Source organism: Pseudomonas sp. GL-R-19, from assembly GCF_019956375.1.
In the GTDB taxonomy this organism is placed as follows: Bacteria; Pseudomonadota; Gammaproteobacteria; order Pseudomonadales; family Pseudomonadaceae; genus Aquipseudomonas.
The window spans coordinates 60,198-86,561 of sequence record NZ_JAHBDJ010000012.1; the positions used below are offsets into that span (position 1 = coordinate 60,198).

General features: G+C 60.7%; 17 protein-coding genes and 2 riboswitches. Of the genes, 9 read left to right on the forward strand and 8 right to left on the reverse strand.

Annotation, left to right across the window (positions count from 1 at the left end; all coding sequences use genetic code 11):
- Positions 1-148: 148 nt before the first annotated feature.
- Entirely contained in the window at positions 149-1,171 is a 1,023-nt protein-coding gene (sohB, locus tag KGA83_RS08075; RefSeq protein WP_108217271.1) for a protease SohB, read from the forward strand.
- Positions 1,172-1,363: 192 nt separating this feature from the next.
- Positions 1,364-5,335, forward strand: coding sequence for a dermonecrotic toxin domain-containing protein (locus KGA83_RS08080; protein ID WP_223529415.1), 3,972 nt, complete (start codon positions 1,364-1,366; stop codon positions 5,333-5,335).
- A 41-nt stretch (positions 5,336-5,376) separates the two neighbouring features.
- Here the strand turns inward: KGA83_RS08080 and KGA83_RS08085 are convergent, their stop codons facing one another.
- Together KGA83_RS08085 and KGA83_RS08090 are read right to left on the reverse strand one after the other, a co-directional pair.
- Positions 5,377-5,871, reverse strand: a complete 495-nt coding sequence (locus KGA83_RS08085) for a DUF934 domain-containing protein (RefSeq protein ID WP_108217273.1) — start codon at positions 5,869-5,871, stop codon at positions 5,377-5,379.
- Entirely contained in the window at positions 5,855-7,513 is a 1,659-nt protein-coding gene (locus tag KGA83_RS08090) for a nitrite/sulfite reductase (RefSeq protein ID WP_108217274.1), read from the reverse strand. The genes KGA83_RS08085 and KGA83_RS08090 overlap by 17 nt, the downstream gene beginning before the upstream one ends.
- A 523-nt stretch (positions 7,514-8,036) precedes the next feature.
- Here KGA83_RS08090 and KGA83_RS08095 point away from each other — a divergent pair.
- The gene (locus KGA83_RS08095; protein WP_108217275.1) at positions 8,037-9,122 is read left to right on the forward strand and encodes an ABC transporter substrate-binding protein; all 1,086 of its coding nucleotides are present in this window, start codon (positions 8,037-8,039) and stop codon (positions 9,120-9,122) included.
- 6 nt (positions 9,123-9,128) lie between these two features.
- On the opposite strand, the gene KGA83_RS08100 is transcribed toward KGA83_RS08095, so the two are convergent.
- Together KGA83_RS08100 and metH are read right to left on the reverse strand one after the other, a co-directional pair.
- Positions 9,129-9,350, reverse strand: a complete 222-nt coding sequence (locus KGA83_RS08100; RefSeq protein WP_108217276.1) for a DUF2970 domain-containing protein — start codon at positions 9,348-9,350, stop codon at positions 9,129-9,131.
- Positions 9,351-9,490: 140 nt separating this feature from the next.
- Positions 9,491-13,201 carry a methionine synthase gene (gene metH / locus KGA83_RS08105; protein ID WP_108217277.1) on the reverse strand — a complete coding sequence of 1,237 codons (3,711 nt, stop codon included), beginning with the start codon at positions 13,199-13,201 and terminating at the stop codon, positions 9,491-9,493.
- A 158-nt stretch (positions 13,202-13,359) separates the two neighbouring features.
- Between metH and KGA83_RS08110 the strand changes: the two genes are divergently transcribed.
- The gene (locus KGA83_RS08110; RefSeq protein WP_223529417.1) at positions 13,360-15,657 is read left to right on the forward strand and encodes a fatty acid cis/trans isomerase; all 2,298 of its coding nucleotides are present in this window, start codon (positions 13,360-13,362) and stop codon (positions 15,655-15,657) included.
- A gap of 230 nt (positions 15,658-15,887) precedes the next feature.
- Complete coding sequence (nfuA, locus tag KGA83_RS08115) at positions 15,888-16,472, forward strand: Fe-S biogenesis protein NfuA (RefSeq protein ID WP_007912592.1); 585 nt, start codon at positions 15,888-15,890, stop codon at positions 16,470-16,472.
- A gap of 169 nt (positions 16,473-16,641) precedes the next feature.
- Here nfuA and cobM read toward each other — a convergent pair whose 3' ends face one another.
- From cobM to KGA83_RS08135, 4 genes are all read right to left on the reverse strand, one after another.
- The gene (cobM, locus tag KGA83_RS08120) at positions 16,642-17,388 is read right to left on the reverse strand and encodes a precorrin-4 C(11)-methyltransferase (protein WP_223529419.1); all 747 of its coding nucleotides are present in this window, start codon (positions 17,386-17,388) and stop codon (positions 16,642-16,644) included.
- Positions 17,389-17,474: 86 nt separating this feature from the next.
- Positions 17,475-17,888: a cobalamin biosynthesis protein gene (locus tag KGA83_RS08125; RefSeq protein ID WP_102671349.1), complete on the reverse strand. Its 414-nt coding sequence runs from the start codon at positions 17,886-17,888 to the stop codon at positions 17,475-17,477.
- Positions 17,885-18,592, reverse strand: coding sequence for a CbtA family protein (locus tag KGA83_RS08130; protein ID WP_108217280.1), 708 nt, complete (start codon positions 18,590-18,592; stop codon positions 17,885-17,887). The genes KGA83_RS08125 and KGA83_RS08130 overlap by 4 nt, the downstream gene beginning before the upstream one ends.
- Before the next feature lie 11 nt (positions 18,593-18,603).
- A complete protein-coding gene (locus KGA83_RS08135) occupies positions 18,604-18,795 on the reverse strand; it encodes a CbtB domain-containing protein (protein ID WP_095941889.1) in 192 nt (63 codons plus the stop codon).
- Between the two features lie 119 nt (positions 18,796-18,914).
- Positions 18,915-19,140: riboswitch (cobalamin riboswitch) on the reverse strand.
- Positions 19,141-19,316: 176 nt separating this feature from the next.
- Positions 19,317-19,530: riboswitch (cobalamin riboswitch) on the forward strand.
- Between the two features lie 102 nt (positions 19,531-19,632).
- Here KGA83_RS08135 and cobW point away from each other — a divergent pair.
- The 4 genes from cobW (at position 19,633) to KGA83_RS08155 (ending at position 26,363) form a co-directional block, all read left to right on the forward strand.
- Positions 19,633-20,703, forward strand: a complete 1,071-nt coding sequence (cobW, locus tag KGA83_RS08140) for a cobalamin biosynthesis protein CobW (RefSeq protein WP_108217281.1) — start codon at positions 19,633-19,635, stop codon at positions 20,701-20,703.
- A gap of 3 nt (positions 20,704-20,706) precedes the next feature.
- Entirely contained in the window at positions 20,707-24,549 is a 3,843-nt protein-coding gene (cobN, locus tag KGA83_RS08145) for a cobaltochelatase subunit CobN (RefSeq protein ID WP_223529421.1), read from the forward strand.
- A 150-nt stretch (positions 24,550-24,699) separates the two neighbouring features.
- Entirely contained in the window at positions 24,700-25,707 is a 1,008-nt protein-coding gene (locus tag KGA83_RS08150) for an ATP-binding protein (RefSeq protein ID WP_223529423.1), read from the forward strand.
- A 119-nt stretch (positions 25,708-25,826) separates the two neighbouring features.
- A complete protein-coding gene (locus KGA83_RS08155; RefSeq protein WP_223529425.1) occupies positions 25,827-26,363 on the forward strand; it encodes a vWA domain-containing protein in 537 nt (178 codons plus the stop codon).
- Position 26,364 lies beyond the last annotated feature (1 nt).

The window sequence follows — 26,364 nt, forward strand, 5'->3', positions numbered from 1 at the left end:
GTACTGTCAATGAAAAAACATACGCTTGTTTGAAATGCCCGTTACAGGCCTGTTGCCAGAGGTTTCACGGCTGGTCGCAAGGGCGGCGCATGGGTATGCTGGTGGTATCCCGCGCGCTTGCATGCCGCGCAACGATTAAGGAGTCCCTGTGGAGTTTTTTTCCGAGTACGCCGTTTTCCTGGCCAAGACCGTGACCCTGGTGATCGCCATTCTGGTGGTCCTGGCCAGCTTTGCGGCCTTGCGCAGCAAAGGTCGACGCAAATCCGCCGGCCAGTTGCAGGTCAGCAAGCTCAATGATTTCTACAAAGGGCTGCGCGAGCGCCTGGAGCAAACCTTGCTCGACAAGGACCAGCTCAAGGCCCTGCGCAAGACGCAGGCTAAAACCGACAAGAAACAGAAGAAAAAAACCGAGGCCAAACCCCGGGTGTTCGTGCTGGATTTCAACGGCGATATCAAGGCTTCGGCCACCGAAAGCCTGCGCCACGAAATCACGGCCTTGCTGACCCTCGCCACACCGAAGGACGAAGTGGTGCTGCGCCTGGAAAGCGGCGGCGGCATGGTTCACAGCTACGGACTGGCTTCTTCGCAACTGGCGCGCATCCGCGAAGCTGGCGTGCCCTTGACCGTGTGCATCGACAAGGTCGCGGCCAGTGGCGGCTACATGATGGCGTGCATCGGCCAGAAGATCATCAGCGCACCCTTCGCGATCCTCGGCTCGATTGGCGTGGTGGCGCAGTTGCCCAACGTCAATCGCCTGCTGAAAAAGCACGACATCGATTTCGAAGTGCTGACCGCCGGTGAGTACAAGCGCACCCTGACCGTGTTTGGCGAAAACACCGAGAAGGGGCGGGAGAAGTTCCAGCAGGATCTTGACATCACCCATCAACTGTTCAAGAACTTCGTGTCGCGCTATCGCCCGCAGCTGGCAATCGATGAAGTGGCCACCGGCGAAATCTGGCTCGGCGTCGCAGCGCTGGAAAAGCACCTGGTCGACGAACTCAAGACCAGCGATGAATACCTCGCCGAGCGCGCCAGGCAGTCCGAGCTCTATCACTTGCATTACACCGAACGCAAAAGCCTGCCAGAGCGCATTGGCATGGCCGCCAGCGGCTCGGTCGATCGCATGCTACTGAGCTGGTGGAGCCGTTTGACCCAGCAACGCTTCTGGTAAGCCTTTAGCGGGCGTCTGCAAAAAAAATCAAACCGCGGATTTTCCGCGGTTTTTTTTCGCCCGAAATTCCAGATTTGTCATTTTCCCGTGGCCGCTGCGAAATGTCCTAACTGATGAGCCGACCCTTCCGACTTACGCTTGAGTCGCCGCTGGTTATTCTGGTGATTCCCAATAGTTTGCAATGGAATGCACATGAATGATCACGCCCATGGCGATGCCCCAACACCCAATGTCCTGATGCGCAACGAGCTGAAGGCCGCGGTGGAGACCGCACTGCCGCAAACTCCCGCTCAGTTTGGCGAGCGCTTGATCAAGGAAAAGTGGGGCGCCGACATTGATCCGCAGACAGCCCTGCTGGTAACACTTGACTATAACTACCATGGGCATCCTCCAGAGAACGGTATCCATCAGGGGCAGGTGGGGAGTTCCCGCACCCTGATCCAGGCCCTGCTTGGCAATTATCAGACGGTGGGCGACGGGCGCTTCGGCGAAACGCTGTTTGGTCTGTACACACCGCCCGACATCGGGCCGTCGGTGCGCATTGTCGAGAAGGTCGATGAGTTTGCTTATGTGGGCAGCGGCAACCACGACACCTATGAAGGCATTTACCGCGCAACGGTTCCGCAATCCTATGGCCCGCACACGCAAATCAATCTACGGCCTGCCGATTTCAAGCAGTGGGTCTGGGGGGTGTTTCTTTCTGATCGATACCAGGCTTATCTCGATCAGGCCTGGCCGTCGGATGCGGTCATCACTGCGCCCGGTCCTTATGCGCTGAGGACATCGGTCAAGGCCGCTTTCGTCATGGCGGCCCGGCTGCAATATCAAGAACGGTGCCTGTCCAGAAAGGGGCTGGAACTTGCCATGCAAGCCGCCGGGTTGCCCGCCGCGCAGACCTGGGAAGCACTGACGATCCAGCAACTGCAAGCGCCGACAAAAATGCCCCCGGGTGTCGAGGCGAGTCGGTTGAAACTGTACCGTTATACAGCGACGGATATCTGGTGCTTTCAAGAGCGATCAGTGCCCAGGGTGTTGCTGTACATCCCCGGCAATTCTTCGCCATTGCACGAATTCACCGACAGTCGGCAGTTGCGCCAATGGATCGTGGCTCAGGGCAGGGGCGCCGATACGAAACATGCATTGGCGGCTCACTTCACCGAACAGGATCGCGAGGACGGCACCTTTCATGCGGGTGTACTGACCGCGCTGGAGGGCATGGCGATTTATCCAAAAATACACAGGCTGACGAAAAGTGCAGGGTTCTTCAACGATGATGGCTATTGGGATCCGGGCGACTACATCGAGTTTGATCGTTCCCCCAGCGCAACCGACCCTTTTGCGCAGTTGGTGAAATCCATGAAGCAGGCTGCCCAGGGCAGCACCAAGGCCATCCGCGACGATGCTCAGGTCAACCGTGACAATCTGAGTGCTTTCGTCAAGCCGATCGTGCAATGGATCAACCGGTTCGGGCCACTGGCGTTGTTTGTGCCTGGAGGTGAGGGATTGTTGGTGCTGGCCGGGCTTATTGATGCCGGTTACGGTCTGGATGAGGCCGTCGAGGGGCAAACAGCCAGTGAGCGTTCCGAAGGCGTGACGCGAACTGTGTTCGGCTTGCTCAATGCATTGCCGCTGGTCGGGGCTGTCGCTTCGTTAGAACGCGAAGGCGCCGAGGTCGCCGCGCTGACCAGGACCGGGCACGAGACTGGCGAGCCCGATGTGCAACCCGGCGGCAGACCGGCTGGCGATCCGTCCGCTCATATCGCTGCTCCGGAACCGATCACGCGGATACCGAGCCGTCTGAGCCTGCTGCGAGGGATAGGCGCCCCGGTGGACGCTTTCAGCGATGAGGTCCTTATGCAGGTCGGCAAGGTCTGCGACGTCGATGACGACATGCTGCGGATGATCCAGGCCGGTCGTCGACCCACCCCAGTGTTGGCCGACACCATCAATCGGTTCAGGATCGATCAGGAAGTCGTGCAAGTCATCGATAAAACCCAGGCTGGCGCGGCCCCTGCGGTCGAAGGCAGTGATATGCACGAGGCGTTGCAGGCCCGGCGAGTGGAGTTGTTCGACAGTCGTTATCAGGCACTTCAGTATTCGGAGCATGAATGGATCCGATTGTTTCAACAGCAATATCCCGGCCTGCCGAAAAGTGCGGTAGAGCAGATGCTCGATCGCTATGGAGTAGAACTGACGGCGACGCCGGATGAGGTCCAGGCCAGGGAACTATTCAGGCAATTGGATAGCAAAGCCCGCCAGTACCAGCGGCATGTGCGCCTCACTCGTGCTTACGAAGGCCTTTATCTGCGGTCGGTGGCCCATTCCGATTCAGACACGCTGGCATTGCACTCACTGAGGGACCTGCCCGGATGGCCGAGAAACCTGCGACTCGAGGTGCTCGACGGCTCGCCGCAAGGACGGGTGCTGGATCGTTGCGGTTCCCTCGATGCCGCTTATTGTCGACGCTTGATCAAAGTCGGCAACCATTATCAATACTTCGACATACCCACCCAAACCCTCTTGCATACAGATTTTTACGGGGCTGTCATCGGTGCATTGTCCGAGGACGAGCGTGCGGCGCTGCAATTGCAGTCGCTGAACCCGGCCAATGAACTGAAGCTCAATCTCCGTGACCGTGCGCTATCACGCTCCGAATTCAGCCTGGGCCTGGGCAGAATGGACGGGGGGCTACCCTTCGAAATGCAAGGCTTGAGGGGCGGCGGCTTCCCGACGACCCCGCAGGCCGCAGCGTTGACCCACGAAATGCTGAGGCTGCAAGTCAGGGACCTCTATCCCGACTTTGGCAACGCACAGGCCGATGAATGGCTGCAACAGGCCGGAGAAAGCGTTCAGTCGCAGCTCGATGGATTGAAGCAACAAATTGAGCAATTGAGTACGGATTTGACGGGTTGGATCGACCAGGCCCTGCAGGATGTCGATGACATGGACATCGACTTTCTGGCCGCTGACGACGAGGACGCCGCGGACATGAATCATGTACAAATCGCGGCGCATAACGTCGCGTTGCTGCAGCACACGATGGAGTACGAGCGCGAGACCCGGATGGAACTGGCTGACGAGTTGGTGTCAATCTGGCGAAAGTGCCCGCCGCAGGCCAATCGTCTTTATTCCGGGGAGACGTTAACGGGATACAAACTGGATCTGGACTTCGAGGACTTCCACCGCTTGCCGCTCATGAGCGTCAGGTTCAACGAGGTGATCGAATTGTCGATGCGCGGATTCCATCTGATTGAACGTGAGAGCTTGAACGGCTTCCTTGAGTCTTTCCCTAATCTGCGCGTCTTGAATCTGGAAAAAGTCGATCTGCGGCTGCCTGATGCAATAGGGGGGCTGGAGGGTGGTGTTCTGCCGCCGGCGATTGCGCGAATGCGCCATCTCACGACCCTGAATCTGAAAGCCACGTTTCTGCAATTCAGAGAGAACACGGCGTCGCAACTGTGTGACTTGATCAACTTGCAATCACTGGATTTAAGTGGAAACCCCTTGGGTGTTTCGCCGGTGTTGCTAGGGATGAACGAACTGCGCCAGGTGAACCTGAGGAGTACAGGGATCAGTAGATGCCCGATCGGAATTCGGGACGAGCCCTACCTGATGCTGCTGGACCTGAGCGATAACCGAATCACCCGGGTTCCGCCAGCAGTGCTGAGCCAGGCCGTCGCCCCGGATCGGGTGAAACTCTGGGGCAACCCGCTGACGGACGAGGACACGTTGCGGCGCTTGATCGATCATCGGCAACGCACCGGGATCAACCTGTGGTTGAGTACGCCAGGAGCCGACTATGGCAATCCGGTTGCGTGGTTGCGCGAGGGTGACGAAGCACTGCGGCTAGCCAGGCGAACGATTTGGCAGCAATTGGCGGTCAAACCGTCAGGCGGTCGTTTCCTGAGGGTCATCGACGGGCTCAGTCTGACGGCGGACTTTCAGGCCGATTATCTGGAATTGCAAGCGAGGGTCTGGCGACTGTTGAGCGAGGCGCAGGCGTCGGATGAGTTGTGGGGCTGGCTGAACCGGTTTGTCGAAGGCACAGCGATCGATGTCGAAAATCCGCTGGGAATTTTCACCGCGCTGGAAGATCGGGCCAGGCTTTACCGCGATTGGGTAACGATGGGGCGGCCGTTTCCGGTGATCACCGAACAGGCCTAGAGGATGGCCTTGAACCCCGCAAAGAGTTCAAGGCCTGGGCATCAACGGCGACGGAACAGCGGCAGTGGTTCGTCGGTGGCGGCCTGATAGGTCACCGAGAAATCCTTGAGACCTTCAAGGGCTTCGTGCGGGTCTTTGTCGGCGCGAATGGCAAACGCGTCGAAACCACAGCGATGCATGTAGAACAACTGGTCACGCAGTACGTCGCCAATGGCCCGCAACTCGCCCTTGAAACCGTAACGGTCACGCAGCAGGCGGGCGTTGGAGTAGTTGCGGCCATCGGTGAAGGCCGGGAAGTTCAGGGCGATGACCTGGAACTGCGCCACGTCTTCACCGATTTCCTCGGCTTCTTCATCGGCATCCAGCCACACGCCCAGGCCGCCGTCACGGGCCTTGAGCATACGGCTGTGTTCGCGCCACAGCTGCAACGGCACGATGAGGTCGTCACAGTTGCTGATCTCGTCGATGTTGAAATCCTTGGGCAGCAGGTGCCAGGTTTCGTCGACGACCTCGTTGTTCTTAATGATTCGCTGCATAGACACGCTCCTTGAAGAGGTCGATGCCAATACGCTGATAGGTGTCGATGAAGCGTTCGTCTTCGGTACGTTGTTCGATGTACACGTCGATCAGCTTTTCGATCACGTCAGGCATGGCTTCCTGGGCAAAGGACGGGCCGAGGATCTTGCCCAGGCTCGCATCGCGACTGGCGCTGCCACCCAGGGACACCTGGTAGAACTCCTCGCCTTTCTTGTCCACCCCGAGAATCCCGATGTGGCCGACGTGGTGGTGACCACAGGCGTTCATGCATCCGGAGATATTCAGGTCCAGCTCGCCGATGTCGAACAGGTAGTCCAGGTCGTCGAAGCGGCGCTGGATCGACTCGGCGATCGGGATTGACTTGGCGTTGGCCAGGGAGCAGAAGTCGCCGCCCGGGCAGCAGATGATGTCGGTCAGCAGGCCGATGTTCGGCGTGGCGAAACCTTGCTCGCGCAGCTCGCCCCACAGGGCGAACAGCTTGTCCTGCTCGACGTCGGCCAGGATGATGTTCTGCTCGTGGGAGGTGCGCAGTTGACCGAAGCTGTAGCGGTCGGCCAGGTCGGCCACGGCGTCGAGCTGTTTGTCGGTGATGTCGCCCGGTGCAACGCCGGTAGGCTTGAGGGACAAGGTCACGGCCACGTAGCCCGGCTTCTTGTGGGCCAGGGTATTGCGCACGCGCCAACGGGCAAAGCCCGGGTGTTGCTGGTCGAGCTCGGCCAGGGCGGCGGTCTGGTTGTCCAGTGCCTTGTAGTCCGGGTCGACGAAGTGTTTGGCGACGCGCAGGACTTCGGCTTCGGTCAACGTGGTCTGGCCACCGCGCAAGTGTTCCATTTCCGCATCGACTTTTTGCGCGAAGACTTCAGGCGTCAGCGCTTTTACCAGAATCTTGATCCGCGCCTTGTACTTGTTGTCGCGACGGCCATAGCGGTTGTAGACCCGCAGGATGGCGTCGAGGTAGCTCAACAGGTCTTGCCACGGCAGGAATTCATTGATGAACGCGCCCACGACCGGCGTACGGCCCAGGCCACCACCGACCAGCACGCGGAAACCCAGTTCGCCGGCGGCGTTGTGCACCGGCTCAAGGCCGATGTCATGGACTTCGATGGCGGCACGGTCGGAAGTCGAACCGTTGACGGCAATCTTGAACTTGCGCGGCAGGTAGGCGAATTCCGGGTGGAACGTGGTCCACTGGCGCACGATCTCGCACCATGGGCGCGGGTCGATCAGCTCATCGAAGGCGACACCGGCGAACTGGTCGGTGGTGACGTTGCGCAAGCAATTGCCACTGGTCTGGATCGCATGCATCTGCACGGTCGCCAGTTCAGCCAGGATGTCCGGAATGTCTTCCACGGCCGGCCAGTTGAACTGCACGTTCTGCCGGGTACTGATGTGGGCGTAGCCCTTGTCGTAGTCGCGGGCAATTTTGGCCATCATTCGCACTTGGCGCGAAGTCAGTTGGCCGTAAGGCACGGCGACTCGCAACATCGGTGCGAAGCGCTGGATATAAAGGCCATTTTGCAGGCGCAGGGGGCGGAATTCTTCTTCGCTCAGCTCGCCTGCCAGATAGCGTCGGGTCTGATCACGGAACTGCTTGACGCGGTCCTCGATGATCCGCTGATCGTATTCGTCGTATACGTACATATAAGTCCTGTTCTCAGGCTTGGGCCGGTCGGAAACAGCGGCGTTTTTTGGCTTGCTGGCGTCCGATGAAACCTCGGCAATTCTGCGCGCACGGCCGCGCACTCCATTAGGAGCCGGGGCAAGATAACAGTTTGCAGTTATGCGTAAAAGTGATGTTTGAGCATATGTAAAGAACCAAATCGCCTAATGAGAATTGTTGTTGCAAAGCCCCTGTTTGTGGTGCGGGCAATCGTCGTCTTTACTCTGCTCGAGTCTTTATGCAATCACCGATAAAACCGACAAGAGGCGATGCAATGAGCAACCCAACCAAAGCACGGAAAAGCGATAGCACCGTTGATGCCTGGGCAATTTTATTCCTGATCATTCTGGTCGTGGGGACGGCGGTTTTCTGGGTCAGCCATCAGTAAACGACCCCGTCCGGGCCCGGTTCCGAGGATTGTCTGACAAAAACCGGAAAAATCGCCGTTTTACGGAGGTTCGCTGGCTATAATGCGCGGCGAATTTCCGGGGGCTCGGACGATCAATGTTGAAGTTCTTCTGTGGTGCAGTGCTGGCGCTGGCTACGGTCTGGGGATCGTGTGTCCAGGCGGCGTCCGTATTGTTCCTCAATCCAGGGACCACCCAGGAGACGTTCTGGGTCAGTTACTCGCAATTCATGCAGGCCGCGGCCAACGACCTGGGCATGGATTTGCGCATCCAGTATTCCGAGCGAAACGCTGAAACCACACTCAAGCAGGCCCGCGAAGCCCTGCAAGGGCCGAATCGACCGGACTATCTGGTGTTCGTCAACGAACTGTACGTTGCGCCCGAAATCCTGCGTCTGGCTCAAGGCAGCGGTGTGAAGCTGTTTTTGGTCAACAACGGCCTGACCGCAGACCAGGTGCGCTTGCTCGGCGCCCGACCGGACAAGTATTCCAACTGGCTAGGCAGCCTGGTGCCCAACAATGAGGAGGGCGGCTACTTGATGCTCAAGCAGCTGATTCGCCTGCATCGCCCGGTCGCGCCCGGTCAGGTCATTGATCTGGTGGCCTTTTCCGGCCTGAAGATCACGCCAGCCGCGCAACAGCGTGAGAAGGGCATGATGCGGGCATTGGCCGAACACCCTGAAGTGCGGTTGCGCCAGTTGGTCTATGGCAGCTGGACCCGCGAGCGCGCCTATGAACAGGCCAGGTTATTGTTCAAGCGTTATCCGCAAACGTCGCTGGTCTGGTCGGCCAACGATGAAATGGCCTTTGGCGCCATGCAGGCTTATGCCGAAACCGGAGGCCAGCCCGGCAAGGACGTGCTGTTCAGCGCCATCAACAATTCACCGGCCGCGTTACAGGCGCTGTTGGATGGGCGGTTGAGTGTGCTGTTGGGCGGCCACTTCACTCTGGGTGGTTGGGCGCTGGTGCAGCTGCATGACTACGACCAGGGGGTGGATGTCAGCCAGTACGGTGGACGCGACCGGCAGATTCCGTTGTTGCAGCTGATCGATCACGCACAAGCCAAGCGATTGCTGGCGTTGAGCACCACTCAGGATTACGGTGTGGATTTCCGGAAACTCTCGGCCAAGGGGCGGCCGACGTCCTGGCGCTACCCGTTCAGCCTGCAAGCCCTGATGCACTGAGTCGGTTCAGATACCCGCCAGGTGCAACACCAGTTTGACGATGCCAAACAGTGTCAACGCGAACACTGCGGTGAACAGAATCCCCAGAATCACGAAATGACTCGGCTTACCGTGAGTGAAGTCACGCGCCCGGTTCTTCCCGCTCTGTACCCCGAACGCGGCAGCCAGCACGCTGTGCAGCATCTGCCAGAAGGTCGGCGGTTTGTTGTTGTCGACTGGATCGTCCATAAATCCCCCGTCACTTATGTGTAAGAGGTAAGCATAGACAATACAGAAAAGATCGTCCGAACGCGGCCCGAGCCTGCGGCAGCTCCTACAGGGTTTTGTGTACACCTGTAGGAGCTGCCGCAGGCTGCGATCTTTTGATCTTAGTTGTCGTAACCCAGGTTCGGCGCCAACCAACGCTCGGTCACGCTCAACTCCTGACCTTTACGCGAGGTGTAACTCTGCACCTGATCCTTGTCGATCTTGCCCACGGCGAAATACTGCGCCTGCGGGTGAGCGAAGTACCAGCCGCTGACCGCTGCCGCCGGGAACATGGCGTAGTGCTCGGTGAGGAACACGCCGCTGCGGCCGGCCTTGAGTTCTTCCGCTTCCGGGTCCAGCAGCTTGAACAGCGTGGCTTTCTCGGTGTGATCCGGGCAGGCCGGGTAGCCCGGAGCAGGGCGGATGCCGGTGTATTGCTCTTTGATCAGCGCCTCGTTGTCCAGCGTCTCGTCCTTGGCGTAACCCCAGTAGTCTTTACGCACCTGCTGGTGCAACCACTCGGCACAGGCCTCGGCCAGGCGGTCGGCCAGGGCCTTGACCATGATCGAGTTGTAGTCGTCGCCCGCATCCTGATAGGCCTTGGCGACCTCTTCGGCACCGATCCCGGCGGTGGTGATGAAACCACCCACGTAGTCGGTCACTTCACTGTCTTTGGGCGCAACGAAGTCGGCGAGGGAGAAGTTCGGCTTGCCGTCGGTCTTGATGATTTGTTGACGCAAGTGGTGCAGCTTGGCCATTGGCTTGCCGTCATCGCCATAGAGCTCGATGTCGTCGTCATGCACCTGGTTGGCCGGCCAGAAGCCAAACACCGCGCGGGCGCTGATCAGTTTCTCGTCGATCAGTTTGGTGAGCATTTCCCGGGCATCTTTGTACAGCGAGGTGGCGGCTTCACCGACCACTTCGTCCTGGAGGATGCGCGGGAACTTGCCGGCCAGGTCCCAGGATATGAAAAACGGCGTCCAGTCGATGTATTCAGCCAGAACGTTGAGGTCGATGTTGTCCAGCACCCGCGTACCGGTGAAAGTCGGTTTGACCGGCGTGTAGCTCGCCCAGTCGAATTGCGGCTTCTTGGCGACGGCCGCGCCGTAGCTCAGGCGTTCGGTGCGGGCGCTGCGGTTGGCAGTGCGCTCGCGAACCTCGATGTAGTCCTGGCGGGTTTTCTCGACGAAACCGGCCTTGAGTTCCTTGGACAGCAACTGGGTTGCCACGCCCACGGCGCGGGAGGCGTCGGTGACGTAGATCACCGCGTCATTGCTGTACTTGGGTTCGATCTTCACCGCCGTGTGCGCCTTGGAGGTGGTCGCGCCACCGATCATCAACGGCAGGTGGAAGTCCTGACGCTGCATTTCGCGGGCAACGTGGACCATCTCATCCAGCGACGGGGTGATCAGGCCGGACAGGCCGATGATGTCGCACTTCTGTTCCTTGGCCACTTGCAGGATTTTTTCCGCCGGCACCATCACGCCGAGGTCGACGATGTCATAGCCGTTACAGCCCAGCACCACGCCGACGATGTTCTTGCCGATGTCATGCACGTCGCCTTTCACGGTAGCCATGAGGATCTTGCCCTTGGCCTGCGGCTTGTCGCCTTTTTCCAGTTCGATGAACGGGATCAAGTGGGCAACGGCCTGCTTCATCACGCGGGCAGATTTCACCACCTGAGGCAGGAACATTTTACCGGCGCCGAACAGGTCGCCGACGATGTTCATGCCGGACATCAGCGGGCCTTCGATCACTTCGATCGGGCGAGCGAAGGACAGGCGCGACTCTTCGGTGTCTTCCACGATGTGAGTGGTGATGCCCTTGACCAGCGCATGCTCCAGACGCTTGTTGACGTCCCAGTTGCGCCACTCTTCGGTCTCGGCTTCCTTGACGCTGCCGTCGCCCTTGTACTTGTCGGCGATGGCGAGGAGGGCGTCGGTGCCTTCCGGGGTGCGGTTGAGGATCACGTCTTCCACGGCGTCGCGCAGCTCCACCGGGATCTGGTCATAGATCTCCAGCTGGCCGGCGTTGACGATGCCCATGGTCAGGCCGTTACGGATCGCATACAGCAGGAACACCGAGTGAATCGCCTCGCGCACCGGGTTGTTGCCACGGAACGAGAACGACACGTTGGACACGCCGCCGGAGGTCAGGGCGTACGGCAGTTCGTCGCGGATATAGGCACAGGCGTTGATGAAGTCCACAGCATAGTTGTTGTGTTCTTCGATACCGGTGGCCACGGCGAAGATGTTCGGGTCGAAGATGATGTCTTCCGGCGGGAAGCCCACTTCGTTGACCAGAATGTCGTAGGAGCGTTTGCAGATTTCTTTCTTGCGCGCTTCGGTATCGGCCTGGCCGGCTTCGTCGAAGGCCATCACCACCACCGCGGCGCCGTAGCGCTTGCACAGTTTGGCGTGGTGAATGAACTGCTCGACGCCTTCCTTCATGCTGATCGAGTTGACGATGCCCTTGCCCTGGATGCACTTGAGGCCGGCTTCGATCACTTCCCACTTGGAGGAGTCGATCATGATCGGGACGCGGGAGATGTCCGGTTCGCCAGCAATCAGATTGAGGAAGGTCACCATGGCCTTCTTCGAATCGAGCATCCCTTCGTCCATGTTGATGTCGATCACCTGGGCACCGGCTTCGACCTGCTGCAGGGCGACTTCCAGGGCTTCGGTGTAGTTGTCTTCACGGATCAGGCGGGCGAACTTGGCGGAACCGGTGATGTTGGTGCGCTCGCCGACGTTGACGAACAACGAGCTGCGATCGATGGTGAACGGCTCAAGGCCCGAGAGACGGCACGCCTTGGGAATGTCCGGAATCTCGCGCGGCGCATAACCGGCCACCGCCTTGGCGATGGCTTCGATGTGGCCCGGCGTGGTGCCGCAGCAACCGCCGACGATATTGAGGAAGCCGCTCTGGGCGAACTCTTCGATGACCTTGGCGGTTTCCGACGGCAATTCGTCGTACTCGCCGAATTCGTTCGGCAGGCCGGCGTTCGGGTGCGCGGAAACGTGGGTGTTGGCTTTGTTCGACAGCTCTTCGAGGTACGGGCGCAGTTCGCGGGCGCCGAGGGCGCAGTTAAGGCCGACGGAAATCGGCTTGGCGTGGGCCACGGAGTTCCAGAAGGCTTCGGTGGTCTGGCCCGACAGGGTGCGGCCCGAGGCGTCGGTGATGGTGCCGGAAATCATGATCGGCAACTCAATGCCCAATTCCTCGAACACGCCCTGGACGGCGAAGATCGCAGCCTTGGCGTTCAGGGTGTCGAAAATGGTTTCGATCAGGATCAGGTCGGCGCCGCCTTCGATCAGGCCCTTGGTGGATTCGGTGTAGTTTTCGACCAGCTCATCGAAGGTCACGTTGCGGTAGCCGGGGTTGTTCACATCCGGGGACAACGAGCAGGTGCGACTTGTAGGACCGAGCACGCCGGCGACGAAGCGCGGCTTGTCCGGGGTTTCCAGGGTCTTGGCGTCGGCGACCTTGCGCGCCAGACGTGCGCCTTCTACGTTTAACTCATACGCCAGGCCTTGCATGCCATAGTCAGCCAGGGAGATCTGGGTGGCGTTGAAGGTGTTGGTTTCCAGAATGTCGGCGCCGGCGTCCAGGTAGGCTTTTTCAATGCCGCCAATCACGTCCGGGCGAGTCAGTACCAGCAGATCGTTGTTGCCTTTGACATCGCTTGGCCAGTCAGCGAAGCGTTTGCCACGGTAATCCTGCTCTTCGAGCTTGTAGCTCTGGATCATCGTGCCCATACCGCCATCGAGAATCAGGATGCGCTCTTTGAGGGCGTGCTTGAGAGCTTGAAGGCGAACGCTGCGATCGGACATTTGGACTACTCGGTAAGACCATGACGAAGGGCCGGGATGATAGCAAACCTGTGCGCTTTTGGAGCATGACTGGTTTTTGCATGAATATCGTTCATGTTGGTAAGGATGACAGAGACCGGTAGAATCGCGGCGTTTTTTCAGGATTCAGGACCAGGGACATGTCGTATCGCTTCGTCATCGGTACATTGCTGTTGTTTTCAAGCTGGGGCGCTGTGGCGCAAAGTCCGGCGATTTCCCCTGCCATTTCCTACAGCCGTGATATTCAACCGATCTTCACTGAAAAGTGCGTGGCCTGCCATGCTTGTAACGACGCCGCCTGTCAGCTCAACCTGGGCAGCGGCGAGGGCGCGGCGCGGGGCGCGACGAAAGTCCCGGTCTACGACGGAGACCGCCGCCAGGCCGTTGCGCCGACCCGGCTATTCTATGACGCCTCCGGCAAACAGGCCTGGCAGCAAAAGGGCTTCTATTCGGTGCTCGATGCCCAGGGCAGCCAGGCCGCATTGATGGCGCGGATGCTGGAGCTTGGCCACAAGACTCCGTTGCAACCCAACGCCAGGCTGCCGGAAGACATCGTCCTGGGCCTGAACCGGGAAAACATGTGTGCCATGCCCGCGGAGTTCGACGGCTACGCCGCCAAGCATCCGAAAGAAGGTATGCCGCTGGCAGTGACCGGCCTGACCGACCAACAGTACCAGACACTGCAACGCTGGCTGGCGGCAGGCGCGCCGATTGATCAGCAGGCGCTGGCGCCCAGCACCGGGGAAGCCTTGCAGGTGGTGCAATGGGAAAACCTGCTCAATTCGGCGGGCGCCCGGGAAAGTCTGGTGGGACGCTGGCTGTTCGAGCACTGGTTCCTTGCCCATCTCTACTTCAAGGATGGCGAGCCAGGGCATTTCTTCCAGTGGGTACGCTCACGCACTCCGACCGGCCAGCCGATTGACCTGATCAACACCCGTCGCCCGAACGATGATCCGGGCACGCAGTTCTACTACCGCTTGTGGCCGGTGCAGGGCGTGATCGTGCACAAGACCCACATCACTTATCCGCTGAGTGCGGCGAAGCTGGCGCGGGTCAAGAGCCTGTTCTACAGCGGCAATTGGCAGGTCGACGCATTGCCGGGCTACGGACCGCAGAGCCGGGCCAACCCGTTTGCCACCTTCGAAGCGATCCCGGCCCAGGCGCGCTATCAGTTCATGCTCGATAACGCCGAGTACTTTGTACGCACGTTTATCCGCGGCCCGGTGTGCCGCGGGCAGATCGCCACCGACGTGATCCGCGATAATTTCTGGACACTGTTCCAGGCGCCCGAGCACGACCTGTATGTCACCGATCCGAACTATCGCGGGCAGGCCACGCCGTTGCTGGCGATGCCGGGGCAGAACGACGACGTCGGCAGCGTCCTCAGCCTGTGGCACGACTACCGCGACAAACGTAATGAATACGAAGCCTTGCGCCGGGACAGCTACGCCGACCTGCCGGCGCCAAGCTGGTCGACCCTGTGGGCGGGCAATGACAATGCGTTGCTGAGCATCTTCCGCCATTTCGACAGTGCTTCGGTGACCAAAGGCCTGATCGGCGACGTGCCGCAAACCATTTGGCTGTTCGACTATCCGCTGCTGGAGCGCACCTACTATCAACTGGCAGTGAACTTCGATGTGTTCGGCAACGTGTCCCACCAGGCCCAGACGCGGCTGTATTTCGACCTGATCCGCAACGGCGCCGAGCAGAATTTCCTGCGCCTGATGCCTGCCGATTCCCGGGAAGGCTACCTCGACGACTGGTATCAGAACAGTGGCAAATTCAAGATGTGGCTGGACTATGAGTCCATCGACGATGACAAGCCGACTGCGCTGAGCCTTGATTCGCAGGATCCCAAGCGGGATTTCGCCCGGCAATTGCTGGCCCGTTACGGCGACCTCAATGCCAGGCCCGACCCGATCAATCGCTGCGACGGCGCCTACTGCTCGCGGCCGAACATTGATCCGGACCTGCAAAGTGCCGAACAGACGCTAAGCCGCCTGACTTCGCGTCCGGCCGCCGGGTTGAAGGTCATCGATCAGTTGCCTGAAGCCACCCTGCTGCGTATCGAAACCAGCAGCGGCAAGCGTGAGGTCTACAGCCTGCTGCGTAACCGAGCCCACAGCAACGTGGCGTTTTTGCTCGGTGAATCACTGCGCTACCAACCGGGGCTCGACACCCTGACGATTTTTCCGGGTGTGCTCAGCAGCTACCCGAACTTCATGTTCAACATCCCGGCCGGGCAAGTGCCGGCGTTTGTGGATGCGATGGAAAGCGCCAAGGATACCGACAGCTTCGAGAAAATCGTCGAACGTTGGGGAATACGGCGCAGTCATCCGCAATTCTGGGTTTATTTCCATGACCTGAGCCGCTACATCCACGAAACCGATCCGGTGGAAGAGGGCGTGCTGGACATGAACCGCTACGAGAACCTCTGAATAATCGCCGATCCCCTGTAGGAGCGAGCTTGGTCCGGGCGGCGTTCCGACGATGCTCTCAAGTGCGCCGCGCAAACCCGGGAGTGCGCGTTATCGTTGGCGACCATCGCGAGCAAGCTCGCTCCTACAGAAAACCAGGGGGATATCAAAATCTTTCCCGACAAAAATACTAGGACTTTGTCCGGCGCGTTGATTGGCGTAAACTGCGTCCAAGCCTGCGAGGAGTTTCCATGACCGCTATTACCATCACTGACGCCGCCCACGATTATCTGGCTGATCTGCTGTCCAAGCAGAACACCCCGGGCATCGGCATTCGCGTCTTCATCACCCAGCCTGGCACCCAGTACGCCGAAACCTGTATTGCCTACTGCAAGCCGGGCGAAGAAAAACCCGAAGACACCGCGCTGGGGCTGAAAAGCTTCACCGCGTACATCGACCACTTCAGCGAAGCCTTCCTGGACGATGCGGTTGTCGACTACGCCACCGACCGCATGGGCGGCCAACTGACCATCAAGGCGCCAAACGCCAAAGTACCGATGGTCAACGCCGACAGCCCGGTCAACGAGCGCATCAACTACTACCTGCAAACCGAGATCAACCCGGGGCTGGCCAGCCACGGCGGTCAGGTCAGCCTGATCGACGTGGTCGAAGACGGCATCGCCGTCCTGCAGTTCGGCGGTGGTTGCCAGGGCTGCGGCCAGGCCGACGTGACGCTGAAGGAAGGCATCGAGCGCACCTTGCTCGAGCGCATCCCTGAGCTCAAGGGCGTTCGCGACGTGACCGACCACACGCAGAAAGAAAACGCCTACTACTAAGGTGTTCGCTGCGAAATCAAAAAGCGGCGCTGTGGCGAGGGAGCTTGCTCCCGCTTGATGGCATAGCCATCACAAAATCAGTCAATGCATTTTCCCGTGATGAATGCGTTGGCTGATATTGGGACCGCTTCGCGGTCCAGCGGGAGCAAGCTCCCTCGCCACAGTTGCTTCAGGGCCTGTAGAGATGCGCATGCCCCGCGCGATACAGCGATGACTCGCTGAAGTGGTCACTGCCCAGCACCCGACCCACCAGAATCAACGCCGTACGGCGAAAGCCCTTGGCTTCAACCTTCCCGGCAATATCCTCAAGTGTTCCCATCACCCAATCCTGATCCGGCCAGCTCGCGCGGTGCACCACCGCAATCGGGCAATCGGCTCCGTAATGCGGCAGTAGTTCCTCAACGATCTTCGCCAGGTGATTGACCCCCAAGTGGATCGCCATGGTCGCGCCGTGCTGCGCCAGGCTGGAGAACTCCTCTCCGGGTGGCATGGCGGTCTTGTCGGCGTAGCGAGTCAGGATCACGCTCTGGGAAACGTCCGGCAGCGTCAGTTCCGCGCCCAAGAGCGCAGCGCAAGCGGCTGTGGCCGTTACCCCAGGGACGATTTCGAACGCAATGTCCAGTTCACGCAGATAGCGAATCTGCTCGCCAATGGCGCCATAAAGGCTCGGATCGCCGGAGTGCACCCGGGCGACGTCCTGGCCTTTGGCGTGGGCGGTCCTGATCAGGTTGATGATCTGTTCCAGGTGCAGTTCGGCGCTGTTGACCACCTGTTCGGCACAGTGACCTTCCAGTACGGCGGCAGGCACCAGGGAGCCGGCATAAATGATCACCGGACAGCTGCGAATCAGCCGCTGGCCCTTGACGGTAATCAGTTCGGGGTCGCCGGGACCTGCGCCAATGAAGTAGACGGTCATCGTCGGTTCCTGTGGGGAAAAAAAGGGGCTGAACAGGGCTTCAGATGAAGAGTGTTCATGATCAACGGTGGGGATTATCGGGGTTTTTATGCCGCGCCGGCCAACGCCAGGGTCGCCTGAGCATATTTTTGTCGTGGAATCAGCAGTTTTGCCGGGGCCTGGGCCAGTTGTTCCGCCAGGGCCAGGGCGGCGCTTTCCGCCACGCCGTAGCAGCCGGTACGTTCAAACGCTATTTGCGATTGATGACTGAGTTGCGGTTCATAAGCGGCCAGTTGTTCACTGCTGAAATACATCAATTCCAGGCCAAGCTGCTGAGCCAGTTCGATCAGCGCAGGTTCGTCGCGCTTCGAGTCGATGCTCGCCAGGGCCTTGATTTCATGACGAGCGATCTGGTGCGCCTCCAGTGCCTGATCGAGCAGCGCCAGCAACGTGCTGACGGGGCAGCCCCGTTGGCAGCCCAGGCCGACCACCAGGGTCGGCGCTGTGCTGACGTCAGTCATGCCTGATATTGACCTTCGCTTTTGCGACGGAACAACCAGGCGCTGATCAGGCCCAGGGCCAGCCAGAACGCCACGTTGGTCAGTTGCGATGCGATTTTGAACCGGGTTTCCAGCGCCTCTGGAGCGAGCATCGAATGCACTTCCGGCTGGGGGGCGCCAATCACGTGGGGAACGGCGAGGATCGCCACGCCGAGGACTTTCATCAGCCAGTGACGGCTGAATACGATCAGCGCGATACCGACGGCAGTGGAGGCGGCGGTGCCGATCCACCACAGTTGCCGTTGTGCCAGATCGGCTGCGGCAGTGCCGGGCAATTCAGGTGGCAGGCCGAGCGTCGGCGCGAGCACGAACGTCGCATAACCGGCCAGGCCCCAGAGCAGGCCCTGGGAGGTTTTGGTCGGCGCACGCAAGGTGTACAGGCCGGCGAGCATCAGGGCGAAACCGACCGCTACCACCAGATTGCCGCCGGTGGTCGACAGCACGCGCTGCCAGCCGTCTTCCGGCTCCCAGGCTTGCGCATCGTGAGTGTGGGCGGCCATCGCACCGTCGGCGTGCTGATGCATTTCAACAGCGGCCGGTTCGGCTTGTTCGTAAGTCTCGGCCTGCAATATCAGCGGAGCGACCCAGAAGCTTTGCAGCAGGGTCAGCAGCAGGGCGGCCAGCAGCCCGGTGAAGCCTGCGGTTTGCGCAATACGCTTGATCATGTCGACAGCTCTCAGTGGCACGGGAACGCGGAGCTGTGACGGGTATCGTGGGCGGCGTTGTGCACCGCTTCGATGTGCGAGAAGCCGGCGAAATACACAAGGCACGCACCCAGGATCGACGCGCAGACGGCGGCGGTCAGACGTTGGGTCAGGGTTGAAGTGGTGCTCGCGGCTGTGTGTTCGGCGCTGCTGATGATCGACATGGCGTTTCCCTCTGGTCTGTCAGTGGGGAATAAGAGCGCATGCAAACCCCCTCGCGACCAGCACGCAGAGGTTCAAACAGCGCCCGCCCACCGCGGGTTTGTTGGTTCAGTGATCGTACTGGTCACTTTGTGTTGCGGGCCGGTCTCCGGGCTCACGAGGGGGCAGGCGTTTGCCTGATCCTGCAAGCGCCACCTTCCCATGCCGTAGTAGCACAGTGGATCTGACGCTTCGCTCGCTTACCGTTGCGGGGGCAGCACCGGACTGACATGGCTTAAGAGTAAAGCACATGATTCACCGGTTTCCCGTTTCACCCTGTGAAGGGCACCCGTAACAAGGTGCGTAGGAGAGCATGGGCGGGGGCTGGGCGTCAATTGGCAAGGGTTCTCAACTCGAAACCCAGGTGACTTCATCGCGAGCAGGCTCGCTCCTACAGGGGAATGCGATCAACTGTGGGAGCGAGCCTGCTCGCGATGGGGCCGGTGGCGGCGCTACAAGACATTGACCCGCCCCAATACCATGCGTAGCCTTGCGCTTTCGAGGTTCTTCGGCGTTTGTCGAAGCTAAGAAGGGAACGCGGTCGATGCCGCGGCTGCCCCCGCAACTGTGAACGGTGATGTTCGTTGCCACGCCACTGCTGACTCAATCCATGAGGCCGGCGGGAAGGCGCAGCGAATGCCAGGCTCAAGACCGGCACACCGTCAGCCAGGAGACCTGCCTCGTCACAGATTCTCACTTTCAACCGGGCGGGGTGATCCGGTGGCGAACTCTTCAGGCACGCGCGTCCGCGTTGTCGGTCGTCGTCCCGTATGCCCGCCACCTTAGCCATAGGGCATCCGATGAAAACACTGGCCAAACTCCCCGTCACCATCGTCACCGGCTTTCTCGGCTCGGGTAAAACCACGCTGCTGCGGCACATGCTCGACAACGCCCAGGGTCGCCGCATCGCGGTGATCGTCAACGAATTCGGTGAGTTGGGTATCGATGGCGAAATCCTCAAGCAATGCTCCATCGGTTGCACCGAAGAGGAAGCCAACGGCCGTGTCTATGAGCTGGCCAACGGCTGCCTGTGCTGCACCGTCCAGGAAGAGTTCTTCCCGGTGATGCGCGAACTGGTGGCCCGTCGCGGCGATCTCGACCATATCCTCATTGAAACGTCCGGCCTGGCCCTGCCCAAACCGCTGGTGCAAGCCTTCCAGTGGCCGGAAATCCGCAGCGCCTGCACGGTGGATGCGGTAATCACCGTGGTCGACAGCCCGGCCGTCGCCGCCGGCACCTTCGCTGCCTTCCCGGATCAGGTCGACGCCCAGCGCAAACTCGACCCGAACCTGGACCATGAATCGCCGCTGCACGAACTGTTCGCCGACCAGTTGGCCAGCGCTGACCTGGTAATCCTCAACAAAACCGACCTGATCAACCCCGCCGACCTGGCCCGGGTGCGCCTGGAAGTCGCCGAAGAGTTGCCGCCAGCGGTGAAAATCGTCGAAGCCAGCAGCGGTCGCCTGCCGCTGGACGTGCTGATCGGTCTGGGTGCCGGCTCCGAAGAACACATCGACAGCCGTCATAGTCACCATGACCATCATCACGATGGCGACGACGATCATGACGACCACGATCACGACGCCTTCGATTCGATCTCCATCCAATTGCCGCAAGCTGACGAAAGCCTGCTGATGGACGCGCTGACCCAACTGGTGGTCCAGCACGGCATCTTGCGAGTCAAGGGTTTTGCGGCAGTCCCGAACAAACCGATGCGCCTGCTGATCCAGGGCGTGGGCACACGTTTCGACAAGCACTTCGACCGCCAGTGGGGTGCTGAAGAAGCGCGAGTCACCCGCCTGGTGCTGATCGGCCAGGAACTGGACGCCACGGTTCTCGAAGCGCAATTGCGCGCCGCGCTCAGCGTGTAAGCCATGCACCTGCTAAGGACCCAGCCCGGCGGTTTCGTGTCGGATGACAACATTGCCGACCTTGGACAAACCCCCGCCGAGCTGGTGATCCTGTGCAGCGGCGATTCCAGCCTGGCGCTGCTCGCCGAAGCGGCGCAGCAATTGCCCGGCGATTACCCGAGCGTGCGCCTGGCCAACCCGATGCAGGTGCAGAACCATGCTTCGGTCGATTTGTACGTCGATGAAGTGCTGCGTCACGCCAAGGTGATCCTGATTTCGCTGCACGGCGGCATCGCCTATTGGCGTTACGGCATCGAACGCCTGGTTGAACTGTCGCAGCGCGGTGTGCAGGTGATTCTGGTGCCGGGCGATGATCGCCCGGACCCGGAGCTCAGCGACCTGAGCACAATCGGCGCGGAGGATCGTGACCGGCTCTGGCAGTTTTTGCGTCAGGGTGGCATGGGCAACGCCCTGGACTTTTTCCGCTGCCTGGCCAACCGCTGGCTGGCCCGTGATTACACCTGGGGCGAGCCACAAACCCTGCCACGTACGGCGATTTACCATCCGCACCAACATTCTGTCGCGCTGAGCGACTGGCAAGCCGACTGGCACGCGGGTCAACCGGTGGCGGCGGTGCTGTTTTACCGCTCGCATTTGCAGGCGGCGAACACCGCTTTCATTGATGTTTTTTGCCAGCGCTTGCAGGCGTCGGGGTTGAATCCGTTGCCGATTGCGCTGGCCAGTCTGAAAGAGCCAGCTTGCCTTTCCATGGTCGAGGACTGGCTCGACGAGGCCAGCGTCTCGGTGATCCTGAACACCACCGGTTTCGCCCAGTCCAGTCCCGAAGCGCCGCATCTGCGGCCGTTCCGTCGCAATATTCCGGTGATCCAGGCGATTTGCGCCCAGGACAACGAACCGGGTTGGCGTGCCAGTGAACAGGGGCTTGGTCCTCGCGACCTGGCGATGCACATTGCCTTGCCGGAACTGGACGGGCGCATCATCAGCCGCCCGATCAGTTTCAAGGACCTGGCGTGGCGCAGTGAGCGCAGTCAGTCGGATGTGGTTTGCTACCGGCCTGCACCTGCGCGTATGGACTTCGTTGCCGAACTGGCGCGGCGCTGGGTCGATCTGGCGCGGGTGCCCAATGCTGAAAAACGCATTGCCTTGATCCTCGCCAATTACCCGACCCGCGACGGCCGCATCGGCAACGGCGTCGGCCTCGATACTCCGGCGGCGGCGCTGAACATTCTGCGGGCGCTGCATGCTGAAGGTTACCCATTGCCGGCCGAATTGCCGGACAGCGGCACCGCGCTGATCCAGCAGTTGCTGGGCGGTGTCAGCAACGATCTCGATACCCTCGACCTGCGTCCGTGCCAGCAAAGCCTGGGGATGGATGATTATCTGGCGATGTTCAATGCACTGCCCGAAGCCAATCGCGCGGCGGTGCTCGAACGTTGGGGCGCACCGGAAAACGACCCCATGTGCCGCAGCGGACGGATGATGATCGCCGGCTTGCGATTTGGCCTGACCTTCGTCGGTATTCAACCGGCGCGGGGTTACCAGGTCGACCCGAGCTCGGTGTATCACGACCCGGACCTGGTCCCGCCCCACGGTTACCTGGCGTTTTACTTCTGGCTGCGCAACACCTACGGCGCTCACGGCGTGATCCACGTCGGCAAGCACGGCAACCTCGAATGGCTGCCGGGTAAAGGCGTGGGGCTCTCGGAAAACTGCTGGCCGGATGCACTGCTCGGGCCGCTGCCGAACATCTACCCGTTCATCGTCAATGACCCGGGCGAGGGGGCCCAGGCCAAGCGGCGCACCCAGGCGGTGATCATCGATCACTTGATGCCACCGCTGACCCGCGCCGAAACCTACGGCCCACTGCGCAACCTCGAACTGTTGGCCGACGAGTATTACGAAGCGCAGCTGCTCGATCCGCGACGCGCCCGCGAGTTGCAGCGCGACATCCTGCAACTGGTGCGTGACACCCACATCGACCGTGAACTGCAGCTGGACGAACAGCTCAACAGCGATGCCGACGCGGCGATCTGGTTGCCGCGACTCGACACTTATCTGTGCGACTTGAAAGAGTCGCAGATCCGCGATGGCCTGCATGTGTTTGGCGAGTCGCCCACCGGTCGTTTGCGTATCGATACCCTGCTGGCGTTGTTGCGCATTCCACGGGGCGATGGCCGTGGTGCGCAGTCGAGCCTGCTGCGTGCATTGGCCAAGGCCTTTGCGTTGGGCTTCGACCCGCTCGATTGTGCGCTGGCCGAACCGTGGACAGGGCCGCGGCCCGAGGCTCTCGAGAACATCAGCGAAGAGACCTGGCGCACGGCGGGCGATACCCGCGAACGCCTGGAGTTGTTCGCCGCACAGTTGATTTCGGACGTTTTGAATAGCACCTGTAGGAGCGAGCCTGCTCGCGATGGTGTGTCAGCCACATTGATGTCAACTGATACACCATCGCGAGCAGGCTCGCTCCTACAGGGGGCAGGCTGGGCAGAGGTGAGCACCATCATCGATAGCCTGCGCGAGGTGGTCGCCCCGCGCCTGGACGCCTGCGGCCCCGCAGAAATGCGCGGCTTGCTCGACGCCCTGAGCGGTCGCTTCGTTCCGGCCGGTCCCAGCGGCGCGCCGAGCCGTGGGCGTCTGGACGTGCTGCCCACCGGGCGCAACTTTTATTCGGTGGACGTGCGCAACCTGCCGACCACCACGGCGTGGCGCATCGGGTTCCAGTCGGCCAACCTGATTCTCGAGCGACACCTGCAAGACCACGGCGATCATTTGCGCCAGCTCGGTCTGTCGGTGTGGGGTACCGCGACCATGCGCACCGGCGGTGATGACATCGCCCAGGCGATGGCGTTGATGGGCGTGCGTCCGGTCTGGGCCACCGGCAGTCAGCGGGTCGACGATTTCGAGATTCTGCCGTTGAGTTTGCTTGACCGTCCGCGGGTGGATGTGACCTTGCGTGTGTCCGGGTTCTTCCGCGATGCCTTTGCCAATCTGATTCGCTTGTTCGACGCGGCGGTGCAAGCGGTGGCCGACCTCGATGAGCCGGACGACCTCAATCCACTGGCGGCCAAGGTGCGCGCCGAGCGTGCAGCCTTGCTGCAGACGGGTCTTGATGAAGACGCGGCGCGACGTCAGGCCGGCTGGAGGATTTTCGGGGCCAAACCCGGTGCCTACGGCGCGGGTGTGCAGGGCGCCATCGACGGTCGGCTGTGGCAAACCCGCGAGGACCTGGCCGAGGTTTACCTCAACTGGGGCGGCTACGCTTACGGTGGATCTGATGAGGGCACCGCTGCTCGTGAACAGTTCACCCAGCGCCTGAGCCAGGTACAGGCGGTGCTGCAAAACCAGGATAACCGCGAGCACGATCTGCTCGACTCCAACGATTACTACCAGTTCCAGGGCGGCATGCTGGCGGCGGTGGAAAGCCTGAAAGGCGAGGCCGCGGCCAGCTATCATGGCGACCACAGCCAGCCGGACCTGCCGAAGATTCGCACCTTGAAGGAAGAGCTGAACCGGGTGATCCGTTCCCGGGCGGCCAATCCAAAGTGGCTCGAAGGCGTTAAACGTCACGGCTACAAAGGTGCGTTCGAAATGGCCGCGACGGTCGATAACCTGTTCGCCTTCGACGCCACCACGCAGCTGATCGACGATCACCAGTACGCGTTGCTGGCCGATGCCTATTTGCTCGATCCGGACACCCGGGATTTTGTTCGCGAACACAATCCCCATGCCTTGCGCGACATGACCGAGCGCATGCTCGAGGCGCAACAACGGGGGATGTGGAAGGAACCAGGCGAGTACCGCGAGGCACTGGAGAATTTGTTGCTGGACATAGAAGAAGACGGCTAATCACCGCAAATCCTGTAGGAGCGGGCTTGCCCGCGAAGGCAATTTGTCAGCCAACGATGATGTTGAATGTAATTGCCACTTCGCGAGCAAGCTCGCTCCTACAGGGATTGGGGCGCCTGTGAGATCACCGACCATGACCGAGATAGAACAATGACCGACACTCCGCATTTCCCGCTCTCCGCCGTGGTCGGCGCCGACGATTTGAAGCTGGCCCTGTGCCTGACCGCCATCGACCCGAAAATCGGCGGCGTGCTGATCGAAGGCCCGCGGGGCATGGCCAAGTCGACCCTGGCCCGTGGTCTGGCGGACCTGCTGGCCAGCGGTCAGTTCGTCACATTGCCATTGGGTGCCACCGAGGAACGATTGGTGGGCACCCTCGACCTCGATGCGGCCCTGAGCGAAGGTCGCGCGCAATTTTCTCCCGGCGTGCTGGCAAAAGCCGATGGCGGCGTGTTGTATGTCGATGAAGTCAATCTGTTGCCCGATCACCTCGTTGACCTGCTGCTCGATGTGGCTGCCAGCGGCACCAATCTGGTCGAGCGTGATGGCATTTCCCATCGGCACTCGGCGAAATTCGTGCTGATTGGCACCATGAACCCGGAAGAGGGTGAGCTGCGTCCACAACTGCTGGACCGTTTCGGCTTGAATGTCGCTCTCGCAGGCCACACAGCTCCCGTCGAGCGCGGTCAGATCATCCGTCGTCGCCTGGATTTCGACAGCGATCCGCAAGGTTTCTGCGCCGAATGGGAGACGGCGCAGGCGTCTCTGCGCGAACGTTGCCAGAACGCTCGCAATGCACTGGCGAGCATCCCCCTCGACGATGCCGCGCTGGCGCAGATCACCGAGCGTTGCTTTGCTGCCGGCGTCGATGGTCTGCGGGCCGATCTGGTCTGGCTACGCGCAGCTCGGGCTCATGCGGCCTGGCGCGGAGCGAATGCCATTGGCGAAAAAGATATCGACGCAGTCGCCGAGTTTGCCTTGCGCCATCGTCGTCGCGAACATTCGCCACCGATGCCGCACCAATCACCCGCAGCACAGCCGCCTTGCAGTCAGAACCCCAACCCGAGCGAAGGTCAGGGCCAGTGGGGCGAAATGCCCGCTCAAGCGCTGCCGGTCGGCGCTCGACGTGAAGTGCCGAGCTGGCCAAAAAAGCCCTAGGCATTCGCCCTCGATCAGACGCGGGGGCGAATGCCAGACCCCGTGCAGGACGGCTGGATAGCGGTAAACAGGGCAAGCGTCACGCAGCCCTGAGCGGATCGATCGATTGGCCCGGCACCTTGCTCAATGGCCGACCTCGTCAGCGCGACGATGTGCGGTTTCATCTGCGCACCCGCAGCCCTCATGAATTATGGCTGGTGATCGTCGACGCCTCGGCTTCGACCCGGCGTCATCAGGCATTGAGCGATGCCAAGGGCCTGCTGGCGCAACTGTTCGACGATGCCTATCGACAGCGTGCGCGCTTGGCTTTGCTGACGGCCAACGGTCATGTGCCGAAGTGGCAGGTGCAAGGGTTGAAAGCCTCTGCGGGTTTGCGCGACTGGCTCGAAGGGCTCGGTGCCGGCGGCGGTACGCCGATGTTGGCGGCGGTGGGTGAGGCGGGGCGTTGGCTGGCGGTACGGCAAAAGCGCTTTCCGGCAGAACAGCAACGGCTATTGTTGGTGACCGATGGACGGATGAAGGAATGGTCAACGTTGCCGGCGCTGGATTGTCCGGGGCTGCTGATCGACATCGAGCGCGGGCCGATTCGCCTCGGACGGGCTAAAGTGTTGGCGGATCAATTGCAAACGCATTATCAGCATATCGATGATTTGTAGC

Coding starts and splice junctions, on each gene's coding strand:
- KGA83_RS08080 (WP_223529415.1), top strand. CDS start 1,364: ATGAATGATCACGCCCATGGCGATGCCCCAACACCCAATGTCCTGATG.
- KGA83_RS08085 (WP_108217273.1), bottom strand. CDS start 5,871: ATGCAGCGAATCATTAAGAACAACGAGGTCGTCGACGAAACCTGGCAC.
- KGA83_RS08090 (WP_108217274.1), bottom strand. CDS start 7,513: ATGTACGTATACGACGAATACGATCAGCGGATCATCGAGGACCGCGTC.
- KGA83_RS08095 (WP_108217275.1), top strand. CDS start 8,037: ATGTTGAAGTTCTTCTGTGGTGCAGTGCTGGCGCTGGCTACGGTCTGG.
- KGA83_RS08100 (WP_108217276.1), bottom strand. CDS start 9,350: ATGGACGATCCAGTCGACAACAACAAACCGCCGACCTTCTGGCAGATG.
- metH (WP_108217277.1), bottom strand. CDS start 13,201: ATGTCCGATCGCAGCGTTCGCCTTCAAGCTCTCAAGCACGCCCTCAAA.
- KGA83_RS08110 (WP_223529417.1), top strand. CDS start 13,360: ATGTCGTATCGCTTCGTCATCGGTACATTGCTGTTGTTTTCAAGCTGG.
- nfuA (WP_007912592.1), top strand. CDS start 15,888: ATGACCGCTATTACCATCACTGACGCCGCCCACGATTATCTGGCTGAT.
- cobM (WP_223529419.1), bottom strand. CDS start 17,388: ATGACCGTCTACTTCATTGGCGCAGGTCCCGGCGACCCCGAACTGATT.
- KGA83_RS08125 (WP_102671349.1), bottom strand. CDS start 17,888: ATGACTGACGTCAGCACAGCGCCGACCCTGGTGGTCGGCCTGGGCTGC.
- KGA83_RS08130 (WP_108217280.1), bottom strand. CDS start 18,592: ATGATCAAGCGTATTGCGCAAACCGCAGGCTTCACCGGGCTGCTGGCC.
- KGA83_RS08135 (WP_095941889.1), bottom strand. CDS start 18,795: ATGTCGATCATCAGCAGCGCCGAACACACAGCCGCGAGCACCACTTCA.
- cobW (WP_108217281.1), top strand. CDS start 19,633: ATGAAAACACTGGCCAAACTCCCCGTCACCATCGTCACCGGCTTTCTC.
- cobN (WP_223529421.1), top strand. CDS start 20,707: ATGCACCTGCTAAGGACCCAGCCCGGCGGTTTCGTGTCGGATGACAAC.
- KGA83_RS08150 (WP_223529423.1), top strand. CDS start 24,700: ATGACCGACACTCCGCATTTCCCGCTCTCCGCCGTGGTCGGCGCCGAC.